Source organism: Methanobrevibacter sp., assembly GCF_030539875.1.
Taxonomy (GTDB): Archaea; Methanobacteriota; Methanobacteria; order Methanobacteriales; family Methanobacteriaceae; genus Methanocatella.
Window position 1 is genome coordinate 20,366 of record NZ_JAUNXI010000005.1, and the last position, 20,818, is coordinate 41,183.

Below are 20,818 nucleotides of genomic sequence, written 5' to 3' on the forward strand. Positions count from 1 at the left end.
TATAACTATTAGTAAATATCTAAGTTAAATATTTTGTTTATGGAGGTAAAATTATTTTTCACCTGCTGAAAGCCCTGCCAAATAGCCGGTTGAAAATGCGATTTTTAGATTATAACCTCCAGTAGGTCCGTGCAAATCTAAAATTTCACCTGCAAAATACAGATTAGGTATTAATGTTGACTCCATTGTTTTCGGATTAACATTAGTCAGGTCAATACCGCCAATGGTTATTTTAGCCAAATTGCTATTAAAACCCGCAATTTCAAAACTAAATCGTTTTAAATTATCAATTAATCTGTTTTTAGTCTTTTTATTAATTCTTGAAAGTTGAGTTTCGCCGTCAAGATCAGTTTCATTTAAAAAGAAGTCAATGAAATTATTAGTTAAGAATAATTTCAAATAGTTTTTAATCATTGTTTTTCCTTTAATTTGAAAATCACCATTAAATCTTTCCTGCAAGTCTTCGCGTGTGAGATTTGGACATAAATCAACAAATATTTCAAAATCGATATCAGGATTATTATTTTCTAATAAGTTATAACTTATACTTTGAGATATTTCATTACTTAAATCAATGATTCCAGGTCCTGTTAAACCCTCATGTGAAAATAAAACATTGCCTTGAATTTTAATTTTCTTATAACTTATAACAACATCATTTAATGTTATACCGGAAATATTTGACAAGTCTTTTTTGGTAATTAAAGGAGACAGACCATATTTAATGTCAGTTAAAGGTTGTGAAGTTAAATGATAGTTTTTTACATCACATCCGGTACGAGGATAGGTTATACCGCCGGTAGCGATGATAATTTTGTCTGCTTTAATTTCATCGTTTATAATGAAATCATCACTTATACTTTTAACTTCGAAGTTATAACTTATAATTACATCTTTTAAGTAATAAGTTAGAATGTTTAAGATATCACTAGATTTTTCACTTTCTGGAAATATTCTATTATTATCCTCTTCAACAAAAGCCAAACCTTTATTTTCAAAATAAGAAAGTAAATTTTCATTTGTAAATGTATAAAAAGAGTGTTTTAAAAAGTTTTTTTGAGGATAAAGGTTCAATAGCCTTTTAATTGGTTTGGAGTTTGTAATATTACATCTGCCGCCACCGGTCATCAGGAGTTTGCGTCCTAATTTGGGGTTTTTTTCAAGCAATATTACGCTAGATGAATTTTGACTGGCAGCAATAGCAGCCATAATCCCTGCAGGCCCTCCGCCAATAACGGCTATTTCATACTTATCCATATTATCAAAAAAAGAAATTAAGGGGTTAATCTGTGTCTGTCTCTAGGGAAGAGCACACATTCACGGATGTTTTCAGAACCGGTAAGCACCATAGTTAATCTGTCGGCACCTACACCCCAACCTGCGTGAGGAGGCATACCATATTCAAATGCTTTAAGATAGCTTCCAAATCCTGCAGGATTTAATCCTCTTTCTTCAATTTGTTTTACAAGTAAATCGTACTGGTGTACACGGGTAGCACCAGAAGACAATTCCAAATTATTGTACATTAAATCAAAAGCATGAGAATACTTATCATCATCTTCATTAGGCATTACATAGAATGGCTTAATTGCAGAAGGCCATTGGGTTAAGAAATAAAATCCTCCCATTGTATCTCCTAATGCTTTTTCAGCTTCACGGGATAAGTCTTCACCCCATTGCATTTCAACACCACGAGAGTTTACAATGTCAACAGCCTCATCATAGGTTACAACCGGAAAGTCGCCGTTAGGAACTTCCAATTCATGGCCTAAAATGTCCAATTCTTCACTGCATTTGTCATTGATGTCTTTTAATACTTGAATGAGCATGTCGTTTAATATTTTCATTACATCAACATCATCCATAAAGGAAGCTTCAGCATCGATGGAAACAGCTTCGTTTAAGTGTCTTAAAGTATCGTGCTCTTCTGCTCTGAAAATTTGACCAATTTCAAATACCCTATCCATTCCTGAACCCATCATCATTTGTTTGTATAATTGTGGAGATTGGCCCAAGAATGCTTCTTTTTCAAAGTAAGTGATTGGGAATAATTCTGTTCCTCCTTCAGTAGCTGAAGCTACGAGTTTAGGAGTGTTAATTTCAAAAAATCCATTATCGTAGAAGTAATCTCTGATAGTATGGAACATTTGACCTTTAATTTTGAAAATAGCTGAAACATTATCTTTTCTTAAGTCTAAGAATCTTGAGTTTAATCTAGTGTCAATTTCAGCTTTTACTTTTTCAGTAGGATCCATTGGTAAAGGTTGATTAGCTAAGTTTAATACTTTAATTTCTTTAGGAATAATTTCAACACCATTTGGTGCTTTTGGAGCTTCTTGAACTGCTCCTTTAATAGCTACAACGGACTCTTTTCTGAATTTTCTTAAATCTTCTAATATTTCTGAATCTACTTTTTTACTTGGAGCAGTAATTTGAACTCTGCCGGTTACATCTCTAATAATAACAAAGATAATTCCGCCTAAATCACGAATTTCATGTACCCAACCCATGATTGTAACATCACTACCTGCAATTTCAGGAGTGGTTTGTTTAGCGTAATGAGTTCTTCTCCAGTCATTTAATAAACCTTGCAAATTATTCACCTCGGTTATAAAAATAAAATAATGATAAAAATTTTCATTATATTTTTAATTTAGATTTAATCTTTTATAAAGATATGTAAAAAAAGGATATTTATAATACAAATTTTAAAAAAAATTGATAAATGATTTAAAGTAAAAACTCATTTTAAAGCCATTAAATCAAATCATTTGAAATAAAGTTAATCGTCCCTCAATCTGGTTTTAAAAGAATTGGCATGGGCAAAAAAGCCTTCATATTCGGCAATAGGTACTGAAGTTTTAGACAACTCTTTAAGCCCGTCTTTAGTAATTCTTTGAACTGTTGGCTTTTTAATAAAAGCTTCGGTGGAAAGACCTGAATACATCTTAGCCCCTCCTCCAGTTGGAAGAACATGATTAGTACCTGATCCATAATCTCCAGCCGCTACCGGAGAATAAGAGCCTAAAAATATGGAACCTGCATTATTGATTTGTGATAATGTCAAATCATCATCTTTTGTGGATATGATTAAATGTTCGGGAGCATATTCATTTGTAACATGAACTGCCTCTTCAAAAGTGTCAGTGATAATAATTTTTCCACCTTTAGACAGTGATTCTTCAATAATCTCGCGTCTTGGAGCAATTTCTGTTAACTGTTTTACAAATTCATCAGTTTCAATAGCCAAATCTTTAGAATCAGTAACCAAAAAGCAGGATGCATTAGGGTCGTGTTCGGCCTGAGCCAATATATCAGTTGCTAAAAATTCAGGTTCAGCGCTGTCATCTGCTAAAATCAGCACTTCAGAAGGTCCTGCAGGAAACTCAATATCTACCTGACCATATACCAATTTTTTAGCGGCAGTAACGAATATATTTCCCGGACCGACAATTTTTTCGACTTGTGGAATGGATTCTGTTCCATATGCAAGACCGGCTATTGCCTGAGCTCCACCAACTTTGTATATTTCATCAGCTCCTGCAATATCTGCTGCAACCAATATTGCATCTAATATTTTACCGTCATTTTGAGGAGGTGTAACACATACAACATTTTTAACTCCGGCAATTTTAGCAGGAATTACGGTCATCAAAATTGATGAGGGATAAGCAGCCCTTCCACCGGGAATGTAACATCCTGCAGAGTTAATTGGTCTTACAATCTGACCTGCAACAATACCGGGATTTACTTCAATCTCCCATTCTAATGGAATCTGCTTTTTATGAAACTTTTCAATATTTTCTGCAGCTTGTTTTAAAGCAACAAGCAATTCATCGTCTAAAGTGTCATAGGCCTGTTTAATTTCATCTTCTGAAACTTTTAAATTTTCTATTGTAACACCATCAAATTTCTCAGTATATTCCCGAATAGCTTTATCCTTATTATTTTTAACATTATTCAAAATGTCAGAAACAATATCTAAAACATTATTTACGTCCTGTTCTGATCTTTTGATAGTTTCAGCTAAATTGATATCTGAATAATTTAATATTTTCATTTTAATACTACCTTAAAATAGCACCTGTGTCGGCAGAGTGAACAAGTTTTTGATATAATCTTAACCAGCCGTCTAAATCTCTTTCAGGGTGTTTGACTGCATTTAATCGATTTTGAATTTCTTCATCTGAAAGTTCGACATTAATGGACCGGTTAATAATATCAATTTCAATTATATCTCCGTTTTGAACAGCTGCAATTGGACCGTCTTCCATTGCTTCAGGAGATACGTGTCCAATACATGGACCTCTTGTTCCTCCAGAAAATCTTCCGTCTGTTATTAACCCAACGTCTTTGATATTCATTCCAGCAAGGGCAGAAGTTGGATTTAGCATTTCCCTCATGCCAGGACCTCCTTTTGGCCCTTCATATCTAATTACAACAATATCTCCTTCATCTATTTCATGGTCAAATATTGCTTTTGTAACGTCTTCTTCACAATCATATACTTTAGCAGGTCCTTTAAGATACATCAAATGATCTGCAACTGCACCTTTTTTAACAACACTTCCATTTGGTGCAAGATTTCCTTTTAAAATAGCTATTCCGCCATCTTCATGAACCGGATTATCCAGGGTATGAATTACCTCAGGGTTTTTATTTTCAACATTTTCCAGATTTTCTTTAATTGTTTTTCCAGTAACAGTCAACTGATTAGTATCGATTTTTTCACCTAATGTTTTCAGCACAGCCTGAATACCACCAGCCAAATGCAAATCCATCATAGAATCTTCACCAGCAGGAGAAATAAGAGCGATATGAGGTACGTTTCTAGAAATTTTATCAAATAATTCTAAATCAACATTCAAACCTTTAACTTCACTGGCTAAAGCAGGAATGTGAAGTGCAGTATTGGAAGATCCTCCTAATGCCATATCAACGGCAATAGCATTATTAAATGATTCCTGAGTCAATATATCTGAAGGTTTAATGTTATCCTCAACAAGTTTAACAATTTGCTTACCTGATTCATAAGCTATTTGATTATTTTCCTCAGTTCTAGCATGAGTAGTAGCACAAGAGGGTAGAGAAAGTCCTAAGGTTTCTGTTATACAAGCCATTGTATTTGCAGTAAATAATCCAGAACAGCTACCTGCTCCAGGACAAGCGCATCTTTCAAGTTCATAAACTTCATCTTCAGATAATTTACCTGCAGAATTAGCACCGACAGCTTCAAAAACAGTAATTAAATCAACATTTTTACCTTTATACACACCGGATTCCATTGGTCCGCCTGTAACAACGATAGAGGGAACATCCACTCTAGCCGCACCCATAATCATTCCCGGAACAACTTTATCACAGCTTGGAATTAATACAAGACCATCAAAAGCATGTCCTTTAGTCATGCTTTCAACAGTAGCAGCAATAATTTCCCTTGAAGGAAGAGAATATTTCATACCTTCATGGTTCATACTGATTCCGTCACAGATAGCCATTGTATCAAATTCAAATGGAATACCGCCGGCGGCAATAATACCTTCTTTTACAAACTCAACAAGTTCTTTTAAATGAATATGGCCCGGTACAATGTCTGTAAAACTATTTGCTATGCCGATGAAGGGTTTTTTAAAATCTTCATCGTCAAGCCCGCAGGCTCTTAAAAGAGATCTGTGTGGGGCTCTTTGAATTCCTTTTTTTACACTATCACTTTTCATTCAATCACACATTTAATTAAATCATAATAATATATGAAGTTAATAACTTTTAAAATATACTATAAGATATATATTACCTTAAAAAAAGGGCGAATATTGCCAAAATAAGAATTTTATAGAAAAATTTTAAAACCAAATAAATATAATATAAGATTACTATGAGTACTTTAAAAAAGATGAAAATCCTAACAGATTCAGCACAATACGATCTCTGCGACTATGTTAGTCATCATAAAAGCTCACAAATAAATTTACCAGGGATTTATGAAGCTATTGGCCATAATGGATGTAAGGTTCCTCTATTTAAAACACTTTTAACCAATAGCTGTAAAAATGATTGCAAATATTGCATTAATCAGTCAAAAAGAAATTTTACAAGACTGGAATTAGCACCTGAAGAACTTGCAAAATCATTTCTCGGATACTATAACAGAGGATTGGTAAATGGTTTATTTTTAAGTTCAGGAATTTCAGGTGATGTAGATTCTACAATGGAAAAACAGATAGAAACCGTAAGTCTACTTAGAAAAAAATATGGATATGATGATTATATTCATCTCAAAATTGTACCTGGGGCAAGCAAAGATTCAATTAAAAGGGCAATGGCTCTATCGAACAGGGTCAGCATAAATATTGAAGCTGCAACATCCTCCGGTTTAGCCGAACTATCATCTACTAAAGATTACAACAAGGATATTCTAAAAAGATTATCATGGATAAATTCTCTACAAAATAAAAGTTCAACATATCCAAATTCTACCCATACTACACAATTGATTATTGGGGCGAATAACGAAAGTGACAAGGAAATATTGAGTAGAATGGAAAAACTCTACAAAAAATCGAATTTAAAAAGAACATATTTCTCAGCATTTACACCGGTTGAAGAGACAGAATTTATGAATAAGGAAGCCTGTTCAACTGATAGAACTGCAAAGTTATATAATGCCGATAGCTTACTTAATGAGTACAATTATAAAGTTAAAGAGCTAGTTTTTGATGAAAATGATAAGCTATCACTTACCCAGGATCCAAAGATTTTAGCTGCAAAAAACATGAATATATTTCCTGTAGAAATTAACAGTGCACCACTTGTGGAATTAATAAGAGTTCCTGGAATAGGTGTTAAATCGGCACGAAGAATTATTTCTATTCGAAATAAAATACCATTCTCCAATAAAGAACAGCTTAGAAAATTAGGTGTTATAGTGGATAGAGCTGAACCTTATATTAAAATTAGTGGAGAATTTCAAACAACATTCGATTATTAGACTTAGAACCAATAATTCTATAAAATAAAGAATTTGATTAAAAATAAATAACTTAAAAAAAAGTAAAACAATATAAAATATTATTTTACAATAGATTATAAATGAAGTATACTGAGTATAATTTCATATATAATAGAATAAAAAAAAGCTAGTAATCTTCAAATAATGCCCATATTTCAGGGTACTTTTTAGAAACCGCTTCTTCAATTAAACTTGATGCTTCCTTTGAGATGCTGAATTCAGGTTCGGTTTTTCTTAAATATCTAAAAACTGCTGAAGACCTTGAAGACCATAAAGTGATTCGGGGATTTTTATCAACGATTTTTTTAACCTCAGCTATATGTTTTTCCTGAAGTTCAAGTTCCTGTGAAGGTATGCTTTCATCATCTGAGACTTCTTCGGATTCATCATCCTCCGGACGTTCTTCTTTAACATCATCATTTTCTTGTTCAGGACTAGTAGTAGAAGCATCATCTTGATTATTTTCTTCTTCTATTTCTTCAAATATATTTTTTTCATTATCGCCGTCATCTACTACTTCAACATCGTCATTTTCATTTTCATTTAATAAATCTTCAAGAGATTGTGTAGAATTACTGTCAAAATCTTCATTATAAAAATCAGGAATTAATGAATCCAATCCTTTTCCAAGTCCTTTTCTAGCCATTATTTACCCCCAAACTCCTTGTAAATCTCTTTTAACTGTTTTGAATTGGCTTTTACCATTTTTATCGATATTATTTTTAGCCACATTTAATTCAACATTTTCATCCCTTTGAATAATTTCATCAGCTAATTTCAAATAAGCTTTAGTACCTGTACTTTCAGGATCGTAAATTAAACAAGGTTTACCAAAACTAGGAGCTTCTGCTAATCTAATATTTCTTGGAATGATTGTTTTAAATAACAAATTAGTTTCACCAAAGTAAGTTTTAAGTTCCTTATAAACATCTTTGCTAAGTCTGGTTCTTTGATCGTATAGAGTAAGGAGAATCCCTTTAATTGGAGTTGGACTTCTAAGTCTTCTTTCAACTAATTTTATTGTATTAATTAAATCAGCCACTCCTTCAAGTGCATAATATTCAGCCTGAATGGGTATTAAAACACTATCTGAAGCTACTAATGCATTAACTGTTATAACACCTAATGAAGGAGGCAAATCTATGAAAATGTAATCAAATAAGGGTGTAACATCTTTAAGAGTTTCTTGCAAAACAATATGGTAGTTTTCACGTCTGGAAAGTTCCATACCTGCACCACTAAGGGATATATTGCTTGGGATAATAAATAAATTTTTAATAAACGTAGGAATTGTTGCTTTTTTAACGCTTATATCCCCAATGATAGCATCATATATTGTATTTTCAATTTTAGTCTTATCTATTCCAAAGCTAGTAGTAGCATTAGCTTGCGGATCCATGTCAACAACTAAAACAGATTTACCCATTACAGCAAGAGAAGTAGCGGTATTTACAACTGTAGTAGTCTTACCACAACCTCCTTTTTGATTCATCACTGCGATTACTTCACTCATTTAAAGAATTCTCCTATATCTAAATATATTTTAAGTTATCAGTTATGATTTTATAACTTAAAAATTCTAAGGGTTTAAAGAATAACTTCTAGTTATCCAGTATAAGTTAAAAGGATTAAGTTAAATCTTTTTTATTAAAACTTATAGGGAAAAACTTATCAGTTTTAACTTCTAAGGGATAGGAATTAAGTTTTAAGTTAAAACATTTAAGTTATAAAAAATAAGTTTTAAGAAATAACTTATCATAACTCACTTTTAACAAATAAGTTATATTTTATAACTTCTCTCTTATAAATTATTTGTTTTCATTAATAAGTTATTAGTTAATAGTTATAATTTATAATTAAAATTTAATGATAAGTAATAAGTTATAAGTTATAATATAAAAAAAATAAAAAAAAATAAATAAGGATTATTTGGCATTTGACATTGTACCGTCAAAATAGCTTCTATATCCTTTAATATCCAACATTCCATGACCTGAGAAGTTCATTACAATAGTTTTTTCTTCGCCGGTTTGTTTGCATTTCAATGCTTCATCAATAGCTACTTTAATAGCATGTGTAGTTTCAGGAGCTGGTAGAATACCTTCATTACGTGCAAATGTAATACCTGCTTCAAAGACATCTCTTTGATGAACAGACCTTGGCTCGATATATCCTTCTTTAGTTAAAAGTGAAACTTGTGGTGACATACCATGATATCTTAATCCTCCGGCATGTACAGAAGGAGCAACAAAATCATGACCTAAAGTGAACATCTTAAGCATTGGAGTAAATCCGTTTACATCACCAAAATCATATTCATAGCTGCCCTTTGTTAATGTAGGACATGCACTTGGTTCAACAGCAATGAATTGGGTGTCGGATTTTCCGTCGATTTTATCTTTAATAAATGGGAATAAAGATCCGGCCAAGTTACTTCCCCCACCGGCACAGGCAATCATGACGTCAGGCTCTTCACCAGCAATATCCAATTGTTTTTTGATTTCCTGACCAATAACAGTTTGATGTAACATTACGTGATTGAGAACACTGCCTAAACTGTATTTGACTTCATCATTTTCTAAAGCTTCTTCCATAGCCTCAGAAATAGCAACACCTAAAGAACCAGGATGGTCAGGATTTTTAGCTAAAATTTCACGGCCGATTTTTGTATTTTCACTTGGAGAAGCAAAAACGTTACCATTGTAAATGTTCATAATGTTTTGTCTGTCTGGTTTTTGGTTAAAAGAAACTTTAACCATGTAAACGGTACAGTCCAAATCAAGTAAATTACATGCGAGAGATAATGCAGTACCCCATTGGCCGGCACCGGTTTCAGTAGTAATTCTTTCGATTCCCTCTTTTTTGGCAAAGTATGCCTGTGGAATAGCAGAATTTAACTTATGAGACCCCGTTGGAGAAGTATCTTCCCGCTTATAATAAATTTTGGCAGGCGTATTTAAAAATTCCTCAAGTTTAGTGGCTCTAAACAAGGGAGACGGTCTTCCCATCTGCATGTAAAGCTTTCTAACCTCTTTTGGAATTTTAATAAAACGTTCAGTGGAAAATTCTTGATCTAAAGCTGCTTTACTAAAAGCCTTTTTAAGGGAAGAAATCTGATCTTTTCCTTCACTGTTTTTAGGCATTGGAAGTTCAACAGGCAAATCAGCATTAATATTGTACCATTGCTTTGGCACTTCATTTGAGTTTAAAGTTATTTTGTAATCCATAATAATAATTACTATAATGTATTATTTAAATCTTTGGTGTACAAAAGTGTACTATTTAATTATTAATATAATAAAGAACAATAAAAAATCATGAGAATCTTAGCAATAGACGTTGGAACAGGCACACAGGATATGATGATTTATGATAGTGAAAAAGAACTAGAAAATTCAATTAAGCTAGTTTTGCCTTCACCTCATTTGTTTATTTCCCAACAAATCAGAGAGATTGAAAATGACATTTATTTTAAGGGAGAAATAATGGGAGGAGGAAAAATAAAAAACACTATCCTTGAACATATGGAAAAAGGATACAAAGTAGTAATGGAACCTCTATGTGCAAAAACAATAAGGGATAATTTAGACCAGGTAAAATCATTTGGAATTGAAATAGCTGATGAGACAAAAGATTATTCACAATACACAATAATCAATATGGGAGACATAAATATAACAAAATTGTCAGAATTCCTGTTAGGATATGATTTAGAATTTGATTTTGATAAAATTGCAATAGCTGTTCAGGACCACGGTTACAACGAAAATATGGGTGATAGGGACTTTAGATTTGAAAAGATAAGAGAAAAAATCAATAAGCCAATCTCCCCATTAGAATTCGGATTTATGGAAGATTTGCCTGAATACTTTACAAGAATGAATGCTGTTAGAAGAACAGTAAAAGATGAGGGAATTAGTGAAATTCCATTGATGATGGATACAAAATTTGCTTCTATTGCAGGAATGTGTTTTGATGAAGTTGCTGAGAAATTGCAAAGTTATGTTGTAATAGACATAGGAAATGGACATACAACAGCAGCTACAATCGAAAATGGAAAAATTCAGGGAGTGTTTGAACATCACACTTCCAGTTTAACAAGCGAATCCCTTGAAAGGTACATTAAAAGACTTGCTGAAGGAACAATAACAAATAAAGAGGTATATGATGACCATGGTCACGGCGCACATGTTTTAAATCCTATAAATGAAATTGAAAAGGTAATAGTCAGCGGTCCGAAAAGAGAGTTAATTGAAAAAACAAATCTAGACTGGCATCATGCCGCTCCCGGCGGGGATGTAATGATGACTGGAACCGTAGGTTTAATAAAAACAATACTGGAAAGATAATATGCTTAAAATGGATTCTCATATTCATAGTAAATACTCACATGATTCTAATTCAAAACTGGAAGATATTATAAAAATCGCAAAAAAGGAAAATATAGATATAATAGCCATTAGTGATCATAATACTGTAGATGGAACAAGTGAAATATTAAGTAAAACAAGGAGTACAGATATACTGGCCATTCCTTCTATAGAAATTTCTTCGACACATGGCCATATACTTGGATTTGGGTGTGAGGAAATTATACCTAAGAACTTATCACCTGAAGAAACAATAGACAAAATTCATGAAATGGCAGGCATTGCAATTATCCCCCATCCGTACTGTTTTTACAGACACGGACTTTTATGTGAATGTGATTATAAAGATTTAAAAATTGATGGGATTGAAACTAAAAATGCAAGATTCATAATAGGGCATTCAAATAGAAAAGCGAAAAAATTATCACAAAAGGAAAATATACCTTCATTAGGTGCAAGCGATGCCCATTACTGGAAATTTGTTGGAGATTGTTATAGTCTGGTCAGTTGTGAAAAGGACATTGACAGTGTATTAAAAGCAATAAGAAAAGGAAATATTGAGGCACACGGAAAAGGCACTTCAAATATATTGCTTTCTAAATACCTATTTGAGAAGAATGTATTAAAAAAATTTTAAGCAGAGTTTAGCAAGTCGTTTTTAAGAATAATAGACGGCTCCAAGACATTCTCAGGTATGATTCTAATTAAAAATAAAAAAAAGTTAGATTGACCGTTTAATCAATAATAATTTGTTTATTGAATCCAATACAGCCAGTATACTTGCCATTACTATATCCTGATTAGTTGAGCGTCCGGTAGATCGGTTGCCGTTTGAATCAGAACTTATAACAAATACTTCTGCCAATGCATCTGTACCACCTGTAATAGCTTCTAAATTATACTCTTCCAATTCAATATCCAAAGTATCCTGAATCAACTCCCTAACCGCATTTAAAGCTGCATCGACAGGTCCCACACCAGTACTAGCAGTTTCTTTTTCAACACCATCAATTTCCAATTTAACAGTTGCAGTTGGAGAAACGTTAGCCCCCATAGAAATGCTTAAACCTTTAATAACAATAGGAGTTTCACGTGCAGAAGAGAGTTCAGTAATGGCAATAGCTATTAAATCATCATCAGTAACACATTTTCCGCTGTCACCTAAAGATTTGATTTCATCAAAAACCTTACGGAATTGGTTTTCATTTAAATCAATGTGATAATCCTTTAACTTTGATTTTAAAGCATTAACTCCTGTGTGTTTACCTAAAACAATGCGTCTTGAATGGCCCACCATTTCAGGAGACATAGGTTCATAAGTAGAAGCATTATTTAAAATTCCATGAACGTGGATACCTGATTCATGAGCAAATGCATTGGCACCAACAATCGGCTTATTAATAGGCATTTTAATACCGGTTAAACGGCTAACCAAAGTAGATAAACTGTAAAATCTGGCAGTATCTAAACCTAAATCAATACCATAAGCAACTTTAAGAGACATGACGAGTTCCTCTAATGAACAGTTGCCTGTACGCTCACCGACACCGTTGACAGTGACGTGAGCCTGATTGGCGCCACATTCAATGGCTGTTAGTGTATTGGCAGTGGCCAGTCCGAAATCGTTGTGGAAATGTACACTTAGAGGAGTTTTGAAATTGTTTTTAAGGTCTGTAATCAATTCATGAGTGACAATAGGTGTTAAAACACCGACAGTATCCGGAATATCCAAAAAATCAGCACCCGCACCGACAACTTCATTAAAGATTTCAAACAAGAAATCCCTTTCGGTTCTGGTTGCATCTTCTGCTGAAAATTCAACGGTTAGGCCATGGTCTTTAGCATATTCAACAATATTGACGGCTTTTTGGACAATTTCATCTTTAGACATTTTAAGTTTATAATCACGATGCAAAGGGGAAGTACCAATGAAAGAATGAACATAATCTAAATCCGCATCGATAACAGCATCAATATCACTTACTAAACAGCGTGCCAAACCCACAAGTGTAGAATCCAGATCTCTGGCCTTAATTTTTCTTGCTGCATTAACCTCTCCAGGTGATGATGCGGGAAATCCGACTTCAATCTTGTCGACGCCAAGGTTGTTGAGTTTTTGGGCAATTTGAATTTTTTCATCAACTGTTAGGGCAACCCCTGGTGTTTGTTCACCATCTCTTAAGGTGGTATCAAAAATATAAATTTTATCAGCAAGATTCATATCTTCTTTTTTTAAAGTTTCCATATTTTTTAAAGTCATGAGAATACTTCCCTAGTAATTAATTGATTTAAAATTGAATATTAATAAATTTTTCATTTTAATAAAAATATTTTAAAAATTGAATTTTAAGTTAAAAGGTATAATATAAACAAAATACAAATATAAAAAATATGAAATTGGGTTTTACAACACTGGCATTGTTCATGGAAGACAATAATAAAATAATAAATCTGGCAAAAGAGCACGGCTTTGAAATAATAGAAATTCTTGGAGAAGGTCCGTTTTTTGGAAAAAATAATATGGAATACAAAAACTGTGGCCTGGATATAAGAATTCATGCCGCAACTGTAGACATTAATATTGCAAGTCTTAACAGAGGAATAAGAGCTGAAAGCGTAAAGCAAATGATTCAATGCGGACAGTATGCAGAAAGTATTAATGCAAAAACAATTACGGTTCATCCCGGAATAATCGGACGTAACGAACCGCGTATCAGAAAAGCAGCACTTGAAATTGCAATTGAAAGTGTTGGAGAAATTATCGACAACACAAATGTTGAGGTGTCTGTTGAAAATATGCCTGTCAGGGCTAAATTTTTAGCAAATAAAGTTGAAGAGCTTGAAATGATTCAGAATGAAACAGGCTGTTGTCTAACGATTGATACCGGTCATGGAAATACATGCGGAAACTTAAAAGAGATGCTGGATTTAAAAAATATTAGTTATTGTCATTTAAATGATAATGACGGTGAAAAAGATCAGCACATTACCTTAGGTGAAGGTACGCTTGATTTGAATTTACTAAAAAAGATTGACACAGCCATTATTGAGCTAAACAACTTTGACAATATATTAAAAAGCAAAGAAGTCATTGATAACTTATAACATTTTATTTTATTAAAAGTTATAAATAATAACTTATAAGTTAAAACTTATAAAAAAATAAACTAAAAGTCAATGTTCGTAACTTCAAAAATATCCCGAATAATGTAGTCTGTTTTATCCATCATTTTAGGAGATACCTCTTCCTGCTGCTCGATGGTCAACACACTGATATCAGCTCTGTTAAATGCAAGTATATCATTAAGCCCGTCACCGACCATCATTACTTTATAACCCCCATCCTGAAGAATAGAAACCAGTTCACATTTACCTCTGGTTGAAACAGTGCCGTAAGCATTGTCAAGGGGAACATCAAGCATGCAGGCTAATCTATTAATGGCACCTTTTCTATCTCCGGAAGCAATATATATTTCAATACCACGAGATTTTAAGATTTCAATTGTTTCAAAGACTTTAGGGAAAAATTTACCTGCAGATGTGATGGTGTATGCAACAACACCCGAATTCATATCAACAATCAGCGCAGATCCATTGCATAATTCCATATGGGGAATTTTTTCTCTTAAAATGTCAAAACCGTCGGTAATGTCTGAAACCTTAGTTGAATTATCTGCAAAAAGGATATCTTTAACTTCAGCCTTTGAAAACTGTTTTGTAGAATAACTTATATCAAAATCAATTTCACAATTTTTAATAACATCTGAAATTAAGGTATCTGGATCCAGATTTAAAAGCTTATTAGTGTTATACTGAAGAACAACTAAAGTCAATGCATCAGCTGAGTCAATTAAATCAAGAGAGTTGATGTCTGTAAATATCTCATCATTAATCACATCTTTAATAACTCTGAATCGTTGGATTAAAGTTCCTGAGTTATCAAATACAATGGCTTTTTTCATAATTAATAATAGTTAAAAAAAATATTTAAAAGTATTTAAAAATGGGACTTTCAAAAACTTTCTATGCTTTTATGTGAGATTTCAACATTATATTCTAGTTTTAAGTCAAATCATATTTTATATGGTCCATCCCCATAAATTTGATATAAATTCTCAATACAACCAATAACAGTCAATGCAATATTGGAATATAAGTAAACAACAGATTTTTAAATCTGTATAGAGGACATAACCACATTTTTACATTTACATTTTTAAATAGTACAAATTTGTTCTACAATTCTTAAAATAAGTTTACATTCATAAGTTCCATTTTAACAGCACGATTAGATACAAGAAGACAAACAGCATATATTTAAAAGGAATTTTACCCATTTCTCTAATTTAATTAGTTATCCTCAATATTTTCGCCTAAAACGATAAAAATCATCAGATTGACGGAATTCAGAAAACTCAGGTACAAAATTGGAAAGTTTATATTCTTTTATTTCTATGCATCAATATTGGGCTTTTGTTTTGATATTGATATATTAATTTTACTGCTTTTAAATTAAAAAATAAGAAAAAATAGAACTAAAAAATTTCGTGACGCAAAAATTAGAGAAAATTCAAATCACACAGTTTTTGAAAGTGCCGAATGATTTAAAAAAAACAACTTTATAAACCTTAAAAAATAAAATAATAATATTACAAATTACGATTATTTAGGTGTTTTAATGAAGGTTATTGAGAAGTTAAACTCCATTAAAAATGGAGAAATGACAGCTAAAGAAAATGTTGAAAGCTTCATTAAAGTTATTGATGAAAATAACGAAAACATTAATGCATTTATTGAATTAAACTATGAAAATGCATTAAAACAGGCCGAAGCTATTGATAAAAAAATTGCTGACGGAAGCGATGTTGGTGCTTTAGCTGGACTGGTATTTGGTATAAAGGCAAACATTAATGTTGAAGACTTAACTATTTCTGCAGCTTCAAAAACTTTAGAAGATTATATTGGAAGCTACAATGCAACTGTTGTTGATGATATTTTGGATGAAGACGGAATAATCATCGGTATTTTGAATATGGATGAATTTGCAGCAGGAAGTTCAACTGAAACTTCATACTACGGACCAACACAAAACCCTGCCGCAATGGGAAGAATACCTGGAGGTTCATCTGGAGGAAGCGCAGCGGCAATTGCAGCAAAAATGTGTGATATTACACTTGGATCAGATACCGGCGGGTCTATCAGAAATCCTGCTTCACATTGTGGTGTTTTAGGATTCAAACCAACATACGGTGCCGTTTCAAGACAAGGTTTGCTTGATTTATCTATGAGTTTAGACCAAATCGGACCGCTTTCAGATGACGTGAGCGGTATTGCTCTTGCATTAAATACTATTGCAGAATATGACAAAACCGAGTGCACAACCTTAAACTGGGAAAAACCAGATTTCACAAGCGTATTGGAAGATACCAGTTTGGAAGGAATGAAAATAGCCGTGTGTAAAGAATTCATTGATGTAACCGATGATGAAATTAACAAAACCATCAATCAGGCTATTAATAAATTAGTTGATGCTGGCGCAGAGCTTGTTGAAGTAAGTTTTGACTACATTGACTTATGCCTGCCGACATATTACTTAATCAACTATGTTGAATTCTTCTCTGCAACAAGAAAATACGATGGAAGAAAATACGGTTCTAAAATTGAAGATGTATGTGGAGAGGAAGTGCTTAGAAGAATAAAAATAGGTTCCCACATTGCAGAAGCTGAATTTAGCGGCAAATACTACAAACAAGCTTTAAAGGCAAGATCAGTAATCAGGTCTGAAATTACTTCAATGCTTGAAAATGTAGATTTGATTGTTGGACCAACCGTGCCTAAACTTCCTCATGAAATTGGTACTGAGTTAGAACCAATGGAAATGTATGCTTATGATGTTTTAACTGTAATAGCTAATTTAGCAGGTATTCCGGCAGCAAGCATACCTGCCGGTAAAGTGGAAGGCATTCCAGTAGGATTGCAACTACAGGCAAAACCATTGGATGATTTAAAAATTATTAAAGCTATGAGTGTATTTGAAAACACTCAATAACCTCTTTTTTTCATAACTTTTTTTACACTTGAAATACATCTCTTTAATATTTATTATTTATAAAAAACAATAGAATATCAAGAGGTATTTTTATGACAAGAATTGGACTTGCCTATGTCAGTGGAGCCGTTCCGGGATTTGAAGATTTTGGAAATCTGCCGACAGATATTGTTAGAGAAAATGGTCTTATCGATGGATTTAAAGCTAGTGAAAAGCTAGATGCATTAATTATTCCCGGCGGAACATTAATCGAATCTAATGACATCAGCATGGACTTAAATAGCGAAATTAAAAAGATGGCCCGTGATGGAAAACCAGTTATCGGAATCTGTGCAGGATTTCAATTATTATCAAATCAAATAGATATCGGCAGAAAATCTCCGGTGCCTATTCTAAAAGAGGGCCTTGGCATAATTGACGTTAATTTTTCACCGTTAATTACAAGTGACCGTGTTAAGGCAAAAGTATTTAACAACTCATTTTTAGTCAAAGACCAAAAAGAAGACATCGACGGATTCCATACACATACTTACGGAAAAGTCGAAGGAGATGCTAAACCATTGTTTTATTCTAAAGTTCAGAGAATGAATTACGGAGATGCAAACGAAAAGGGCGAATATAATATCTTTTCAGGAGCATGTAACGATGACGGTAATGTTATTGGTACAATGATTCATGGCCTGTTAGATGAAAATCCGGTTCTTGTAAAAAATCTATTAGAACAAATAGATGCTAAAGATATTGATGAAATATACAATAGAAATATCGAAGTTAAAAGATTCCTGAATAGTGAAGTCGGAATAAACACCAACATTAAAGTTCCCGAATTAAAAACAAAAGCTAAAAAACCTAAATATTTAATGATAGGAAGTAACGGATCAGATTCGGGTAAAACATTCATACTAACAGGTCTTGCAGGAGCCTTAAGAAAAAGAGGCTATAAAATAGCGTTGCTTAAAGTAGGTCCTGATGTACGTGATATTATACCTGGATTATACTTGACAAAAGGTAAAATGGAAGACTTTGCCTCAATAAAAATTGGCCATTTAGGGTGGATGGATATTGAATCTGCAATTTCCAAACTTAATTCCTCAGACTATGATATTGTATTGATTGAAGGAGTAATGAGTGTATTTACCGGTCTTTTAAATGAGAAAGTGCCGTTTTCAGCTGCTGAAATCGCAATGTCGTCAAAAATCCCAATGATACTGGCATCCGGTGTTAATAAAGGAGGAATAGAATCTGCAGCAATTGACTTAGTTTCACATTCCAATATGCTTGAAAAGCTTGGAATTCCGGTAGAGGCAATACTGCTTAACAAAGTATACAATGAAGATATTTTCAATGAAGTAGTTCCTTATATTAAAAACAATACCAATGTCGGCAAAGTGTTAAAATTGCCAAAATTGAAATCCGCCGATATGAGAGGATTTATCCCTGAAGTCGAAATAAGATACGACCTGTTTACAAGCCATGCAATGGAACTGGTTGAAAATAATTTAAACATTGATGAAATAATAAATATGGCCCGTGAAGTAGAATTTGAAAAAATATATGGATTTGATGAAATCAGAAATAAAGTGATTTAATGGCTCTTAGTTTAAGTCCGCAGACAGGAGTGAAACTTACTAAAAAGGATAAGGCCGACGTCTTAAAAAAAATAAATCGCGGATGGAAATCGACTTGTCTTATTCCTGATTATGTTTTTGATGAATCCGGGAATATTCAAATAAATTCTGATAAAAACCGACGTTTAATAAAAATCGTCAAGATTCTCGATGACGGAATTCACATTGAAAAAGCACTGAAAAACAAAACATTGAGAATCAGATGGAATTTAATATCCTCAATAAGTCAGTCAAAAGAAATCAAAAACTCCTTAAAAATAGAATTGAAAGATGGAAAGTACGTTGCTTTTGAAATATATAATTCATATAAAATAAGGCAGATAACCCAATTTATAGCAAATTATATAGCAGAAAAAGCTAATGAAAATTAGCTTATTCTTCTAAATACTTATTAATGATATCTTCACCTTTAAGTAAAACTAAACCATTTTCCTCTGCATATTTGCGGGCATCAGCAACAGATGTGGCCTGTCCAGTTTCGCCATCCATCATTTCACAAACTACACAAACAGGAGTAACACCTGCCATCTCACATAAAGCAAGACCTATTTCGGTATGTCCTCTTCTATTTTTAACAAGTCCTTCTGCTCCTCTTAAAAGACAGACATGACCTGGGGATCTGAATGTTGATCCGAATTCATCGAATCTTTCTTCTTTCATCATTAAAGCCAATTCACTAATGGTCATTGCCCTATCATGGTCGGTAATGCCGGTGAATGATTTTCTATGATTTACCCAAATGGAAAATGAAGACCTTTCATCATAGGGAATATCATTTGGTGCAAGTTTAGCCAAATCAGGATATTTCTCACAGGCCGCTTGCATAATGTCTACCATGAAAGGCAACTTGATTTCATCACAAAAATCAGAATGGATACAATTACAGATTAAACCGCCTGCATTATATCTCATTGTTGCAACAGATTCAGGAGTTACAAATTCAGAAGCGATAATCATGTCAACTTCCCCTTCCCTATCGTCATCATCAAAAACTAGTACGAATTCACCATTTCTAATAGCTTCTAAAGCTGCATCTAATTTATTTTCTTGATTCATAGTAATATCTCCTTATAATACTAGAACCAGGGCTAAAAATAACTAATTAAATTATTACTTCTCTTCCATCCGGACTATCACCGTCGGTTTTGGACTTTCACCAAATCAACACATTTGTGCTCGTGGACTTATTTTAATAAAAAATCACCACCGGTGGAGAATTCCACTCCGCCCTGAGAACGTGATTAATAGATATATCGATGATATATAAAAAACTTTACTATTTAATGTTTAAAATTCAAGAGACACAATATCCCCATCTTTTAGGGATAATTCATCTCGCAATTTATTTTTCGAAATAAATTCTAAATAATTTTCTTCATGAGTGGTTTTAGCTGGAAATACAATTGCTCCGTGAATATCATCATTCAATTTGGCTTTAATGTACTTAACAGCACCAAATCCTTCATCAGGTTTAATCAAATTCTGACAACTGTTTTTAATCCCATTAATTTCTTCCAAATATTCTTCACTAACAATTACATTTAAGGTTCCGGGATATGGAATAAAGCCCAAATTACTTTTAAATTCCTTAGTGTAAAATTCCTGTGATAAAAAATACGCTGCCTTTCCCAAACCGGTTGTAACTTCCCCATCAATTTTCATGAAATAGCCTCTAAATTAGTTAGAACTTGAATCTATAATAATATTTTTAATCAATACTATATCTTAATACATTTTAATTAATAAAGATTTTTGAAGAAAT

At 32.9% G+C, this 20,818-nt stretch carries 17 protein-coding genes, 1 pseudogene and 1 riboswitch; of the genes and pseudogenes, 7 read left to right on the plus strand and 11 right to left on the minus strand.

What is annotated here, in order from left to right:
- Nucleotides 1-51: 51 nt before the first annotated feature.
- The 4 genes from Q4Q16_RS02710 to ilvD all read right to left on the minus strand — a co-directional run bounded on the left by Q4Q16_RS02710 (nucleotide 52) and on the right by ilvD (nucleotide 5,717).
- Nucleotides 52-1,257 carry an aminoacetone oxidase family FAD-binding enzyme gene (locus Q4Q16_RS02710; RefSeq protein WP_303346071.1) on the minus strand — a complete coding sequence of 402 codons (1,206 nt, stop codon included), beginning with the start codon at nucleotides 1,255-1,257 and terminating at the stop codon, nucleotides 52-54.
- Between the two features lie 17 nt (nucleotides 1,258-1,274).
- Nucleotides 1,275-2,594: an aspartate--tRNA(Asn) ligase gene (aspS, locus tag Q4Q16_RS02715; protein WP_303346072.1), complete on the minus strand. Its 1,320-nt coding sequence runs from the start codon at nucleotides 2,592-2,594 to the stop codon at nucleotides 1,275-1,277.
- A 188-nt stretch (nucleotides 2,595-2,782) separates the two neighbouring features.
- Nucleotides 2,783-4,060 (minus strand): histidinol dehydrogenase, encoded by a 1,278-nt coding sequence (gene hisD / locus Q4Q16_RS02720; protein ID WP_303346074.1) that lies wholly within the window; start codon nucleotides 4,058-4,060, stop codon nucleotides 2,783-2,785.
- A 7-nt stretch (nucleotides 4,061-4,067) separates the two neighbouring features.
- A complete protein-coding gene (gene ilvD, locus Q4Q16_RS02725; RefSeq protein WP_303346076.1) occupies nucleotides 4,068-5,717 on the minus strand; it encodes a dihydroxy-acid dehydratase in 1,650 nt (549 codons plus the stop codon).
- Nucleotides 5,718-5,875: 158 nt separating this feature from the next.
- Between ilvD and Q4Q16_RS02730 the strand changes: the two genes are divergently transcribed.
- Nucleotides 5,876-6,988 (plus strand): radical SAM protein, encoded by a 1,113-nt coding sequence (locus Q4Q16_RS02730; RefSeq protein ID WP_303346077.1) that lies wholly within the window; start codon nucleotides 5,876-5,878, stop codon nucleotides 6,986-6,988.
- 148 nt (nucleotides 6,989-7,136) lie between these two features.
- Here Q4Q16_RS02730 and Q4Q16_RS02735 read toward each other — a convergent pair whose 3' ends face one another.
- The 3 genes and pseudogenes from Q4Q16_RS02735 to Q4Q16_RS02745 form a co-directional block, all read right to left on the minus strand.
- Complete coding sequence (locus Q4Q16_RS02735; protein ID WP_303346079.1) at nucleotides 7,137-7,655, minus strand: AAA family ATPase; 519 nt, start codon at nucleotides 7,653-7,655, stop codon at nucleotides 7,137-7,139.
- 102 nt (nucleotides 7,656-7,757) lie between these two features.
- Nucleotides 7,758-8,522 (minus strand): annotated as a pseudogene (locus Q4Q16_RS02740) (ParA family protein); the annotation flags it as partial.
- A gap of 412 nt (nucleotides 8,523-8,934) precedes the next feature.
- Nucleotides 8,935-10,236: a TrpB-like pyridoxal phosphate-dependent enzyme gene (locus tag Q4Q16_RS02745; RefSeq protein WP_303346081.1), complete on the minus strand. Its 1,302-nt coding sequence runs from the start codon at nucleotides 10,234-10,236 to the stop codon at nucleotides 8,935-8,937.
- A 90-nt stretch (nucleotides 10,237-10,326) separates the two neighbouring features.
- Between Q4Q16_RS02745 and Q4Q16_RS02750 the strand changes: the two genes are divergently transcribed.
- On the plus strand, nucleotides 10,327-11,358 hold the full coding sequence (locus tag Q4Q16_RS02750; RefSeq protein WP_303346083.1) for a DUF1786 domain-containing protein: 1,032 nt from the start codon (nucleotides 10,327-10,329) through the stop codon (nucleotides 11,356-11,358).
- 1 nt (nucleotide 11,359) lies between these two features.
- Nucleotides 11,360-12,016, plus strand: a complete 657-nt coding sequence (locus Q4Q16_RS02755; RefSeq protein WP_303346085.1) for a PHP domain-containing protein — start codon at nucleotides 11,360-11,362, stop codon at nucleotides 12,014-12,016.
- 84 nt (nucleotides 12,017-12,100) lie between these two features.
- On the opposite strand, the gene Q4Q16_RS02760 is transcribed toward Q4Q16_RS02755, so the two are convergent.
- Nucleotides 12,101-13,639: a 2-isopropylmalate synthase gene (locus tag Q4Q16_RS02760; RefSeq protein WP_303346087.1), complete on the minus strand. Its 1,539-nt coding sequence runs from the start codon at nucleotides 13,637-13,639 to the stop codon at nucleotides 12,101-12,103.
- Nucleotides 13,640-13,770: 131 nt separating this feature from the next.
- On the opposite strand from Q4Q16_RS02760, the gene Q4Q16_RS02765 reads away from it, so the two are divergent.
- Nucleotides 13,771-14,484, plus strand: a complete 714-nt coding sequence (locus Q4Q16_RS02765) for a sugar phosphate isomerase/epimerase (RefSeq protein WP_303346089.1) — start codon at nucleotides 13,771-13,773, stop codon at nucleotides 14,482-14,484.
- A gap of 62 nt (nucleotides 14,485-14,546) precedes the next feature.
- Here the strand turns inward: Q4Q16_RS02765 and Q4Q16_RS02770 are convergent, their stop codons facing one another.
- Nucleotides 14,547-15,341: an HAD family hydrolase gene (locus Q4Q16_RS02770; RefSeq protein ID WP_303346090.1), complete on the minus strand. Its 795-nt coding sequence runs from the start codon at nucleotides 15,339-15,341 to the stop codon at nucleotides 14,547-14,549.
- 716 nt (nucleotides 15,342-16,057) lie between these two features.
- Between Q4Q16_RS02770 and gatA the strand changes: the two genes are divergently transcribed.
- The 3 genes from gatA to Q4Q16_RS02785 all read left to right on the plus strand — a co-directional run bounded on the left by gatA (nucleotide 16,058) and on the right by Q4Q16_RS02785 (nucleotide 19,427).
- Entirely contained in the window at nucleotides 16,058-17,428 is a 1,371-nt protein-coding gene (gatA, locus tag Q4Q16_RS02775; protein ID WP_303346091.1) for an Asp-tRNA(Asn)/Glu-tRNA(Gln) amidotransferase subunit GatA, read from the plus strand.
- A gap of 92 nt (nucleotides 17,429-17,520) precedes the next feature.
- Nucleotides 17,521-19,017 (plus strand): cobyrinic acid a,c-diamide synthase, encoded by a 1,497-nt coding sequence (locus Q4Q16_RS02780; RefSeq protein WP_303346092.1) that lies wholly within the window; start codon nucleotides 17,521-17,523, stop codon nucleotides 19,015-19,017.
- Nucleotides 19,017-19,427, plus strand: a complete 411-nt coding sequence (locus tag Q4Q16_RS02785) for a hypothetical protein (protein WP_303346093.1) — start codon at nucleotides 19,017-19,019, stop codon at nucleotides 19,425-19,427. The genes Q4Q16_RS02780 and Q4Q16_RS02785 overlap by 1 nt, the downstream gene beginning before the upstream one ends.
- Nucleotide 19,428: 1 nt before the next feature.
- On the opposite strand, the gene ribB is transcribed toward Q4Q16_RS02785, so the two are convergent.
- Nucleotides 19,429-20,112, minus strand: coding sequence for a 3,4-dihydroxy-2-butanone-4-phosphate synthase (gene ribB / locus Q4Q16_RS02790; protein ID WP_303346096.1), 684 nt, complete (start codon nucleotides 20,110-20,112; stop codon nucleotides 19,429-19,431).
- Between the two features lie 53 nt (nucleotides 20,113-20,165).
- A riboswitch (FMN riboswitch) is annotated at nucleotides 20,166-20,297 on the minus strand.
- A gap of 46 nt (nucleotides 20,298-20,343) precedes the next feature.
- Nucleotides 20,344-20,718 carry a DUF120 domain-containing protein gene (locus Q4Q16_RS02795; protein WP_303346098.1) on the minus strand — a complete coding sequence of 125 codons (375 nt, stop codon included), beginning with the start codon at nucleotides 20,716-20,718 and terminating at the stop codon, nucleotides 20,344-20,346.
- Nucleotides 20,719-20,818 lie beyond the last annotated feature (100 nt).

What these genes read in the sequence shown, in the direction of transcription:
- hisD (WP_303346074.1), bottom strand. Translation starts at nt 4,060, where the DNA reads ATGAAAATATTAAATTATTCAGATATCAATTTAGCTGAAACTATCAAA.
- Q4Q16_RS02755 (WP_303346085.1), top strand. Translation starts at nt 11,360, where the DNA reads ATGCTTAAAATGGATTCTCATATTCATAGTAAATACTCACATGATTCT.
- Q4Q16_RS02770 (WP_303346090.1), bottom strand. Translation starts at nt 15,341, where the DNA reads ATGAAAAAAGCCATTGTATTTGATAACTCAGGAACTTTAATCCAACGA.
- Q4Q16_RS02710 (WP_303346071.1), bottom strand. Translation starts at nt 1,257, where the DNA reads ATGGATAAGTATGAAATAGCCGTTATTGGCGGAGGGCCTGCAGGGATT.
- ribB (WP_303346096.1), bottom strand. Translation starts at nt 20,112, where the DNA reads ATGAATCAAGAAAATAAATTAGATGCAGCTTTAGAAGCTATTAGAAAT.
- Q4Q16_RS02750 (WP_303346083.1), top strand. Translation starts at nt 10,327, where the DNA reads ATGAGAATCTTAGCAATAGACGTTGGAACAGGCACACAGGATATGATG.
- ilvD (WP_303346076.1), bottom strand. Translation starts at nt 5,717, where the DNA reads ATGAAAAGTGATAGTGTAAAAAAAGGAATTCAAAGAGCCCCACACAGA.
- gatA (WP_303346091.1), top strand. Translation starts at nt 16,058, where the DNA reads ATGAAGGTTATTGAGAAGTTAAACTCCATTAAAAATGGAGAAATGACA.
- Q4Q16_RS02795 (WP_303346098.1), bottom strand. Translation starts at nt 20,718, where the DNA reads ATGAAAATTGATGGGGAAGTTACAACCGGTTTGGGAAAGGCAGCGTAT.
- Q4Q16_RS02730 (WP_303346077.1), top strand. Translation starts at nt 5,876, where the DNA reads ATGAGTACTTTAAAAAAGATGAAAATCCTAACAGATTCAGCACAATAC.
- Q4Q16_RS02745 (WP_303346081.1), bottom strand. Translation starts at nt 10,236, where the DNA reads ATGGATTACAAAATAACTTTAAACTCAAATGAAGTGCCAAAGCAATGG.
- Q4Q16_RS02785 (WP_303346093.1), top strand. Translation starts at nt 19,017, where the DNA reads ATGGCTCTTAGTTTAAGTCCGCAGACAGGAGTGAAACTTACTAAAAAG.
- Q4Q16_RS02760 (WP_303346087.1), bottom strand. Translation starts at nt 13,639, where the DNA reads ATGACTTTAAAAAATATGGAAACTTTAAAAAAAGAAGATATGAATCTT.
- Q4Q16_RS02735 (WP_303346079.1), bottom strand. Translation starts at nt 7,655, where the DNA reads ATGGCTAGAAAAGGACTTGGAAAAGGATTGGATTCATTAATTCCTGAT.
- Q4Q16_RS02780 (WP_303346092.1), top strand. Translation starts at nt 17,521, where the DNA reads ATGACAAGAATTGGACTTGCCTATGTCAGTGGAGCCGTTCCGGGATTT.
- Q4Q16_RS02765 (WP_303346089.1), top strand. Translation starts at nt 13,771, where the DNA reads ATGAAATTGGGTTTTACAACACTGGCATTGTTCATGGAAGACAATAAT.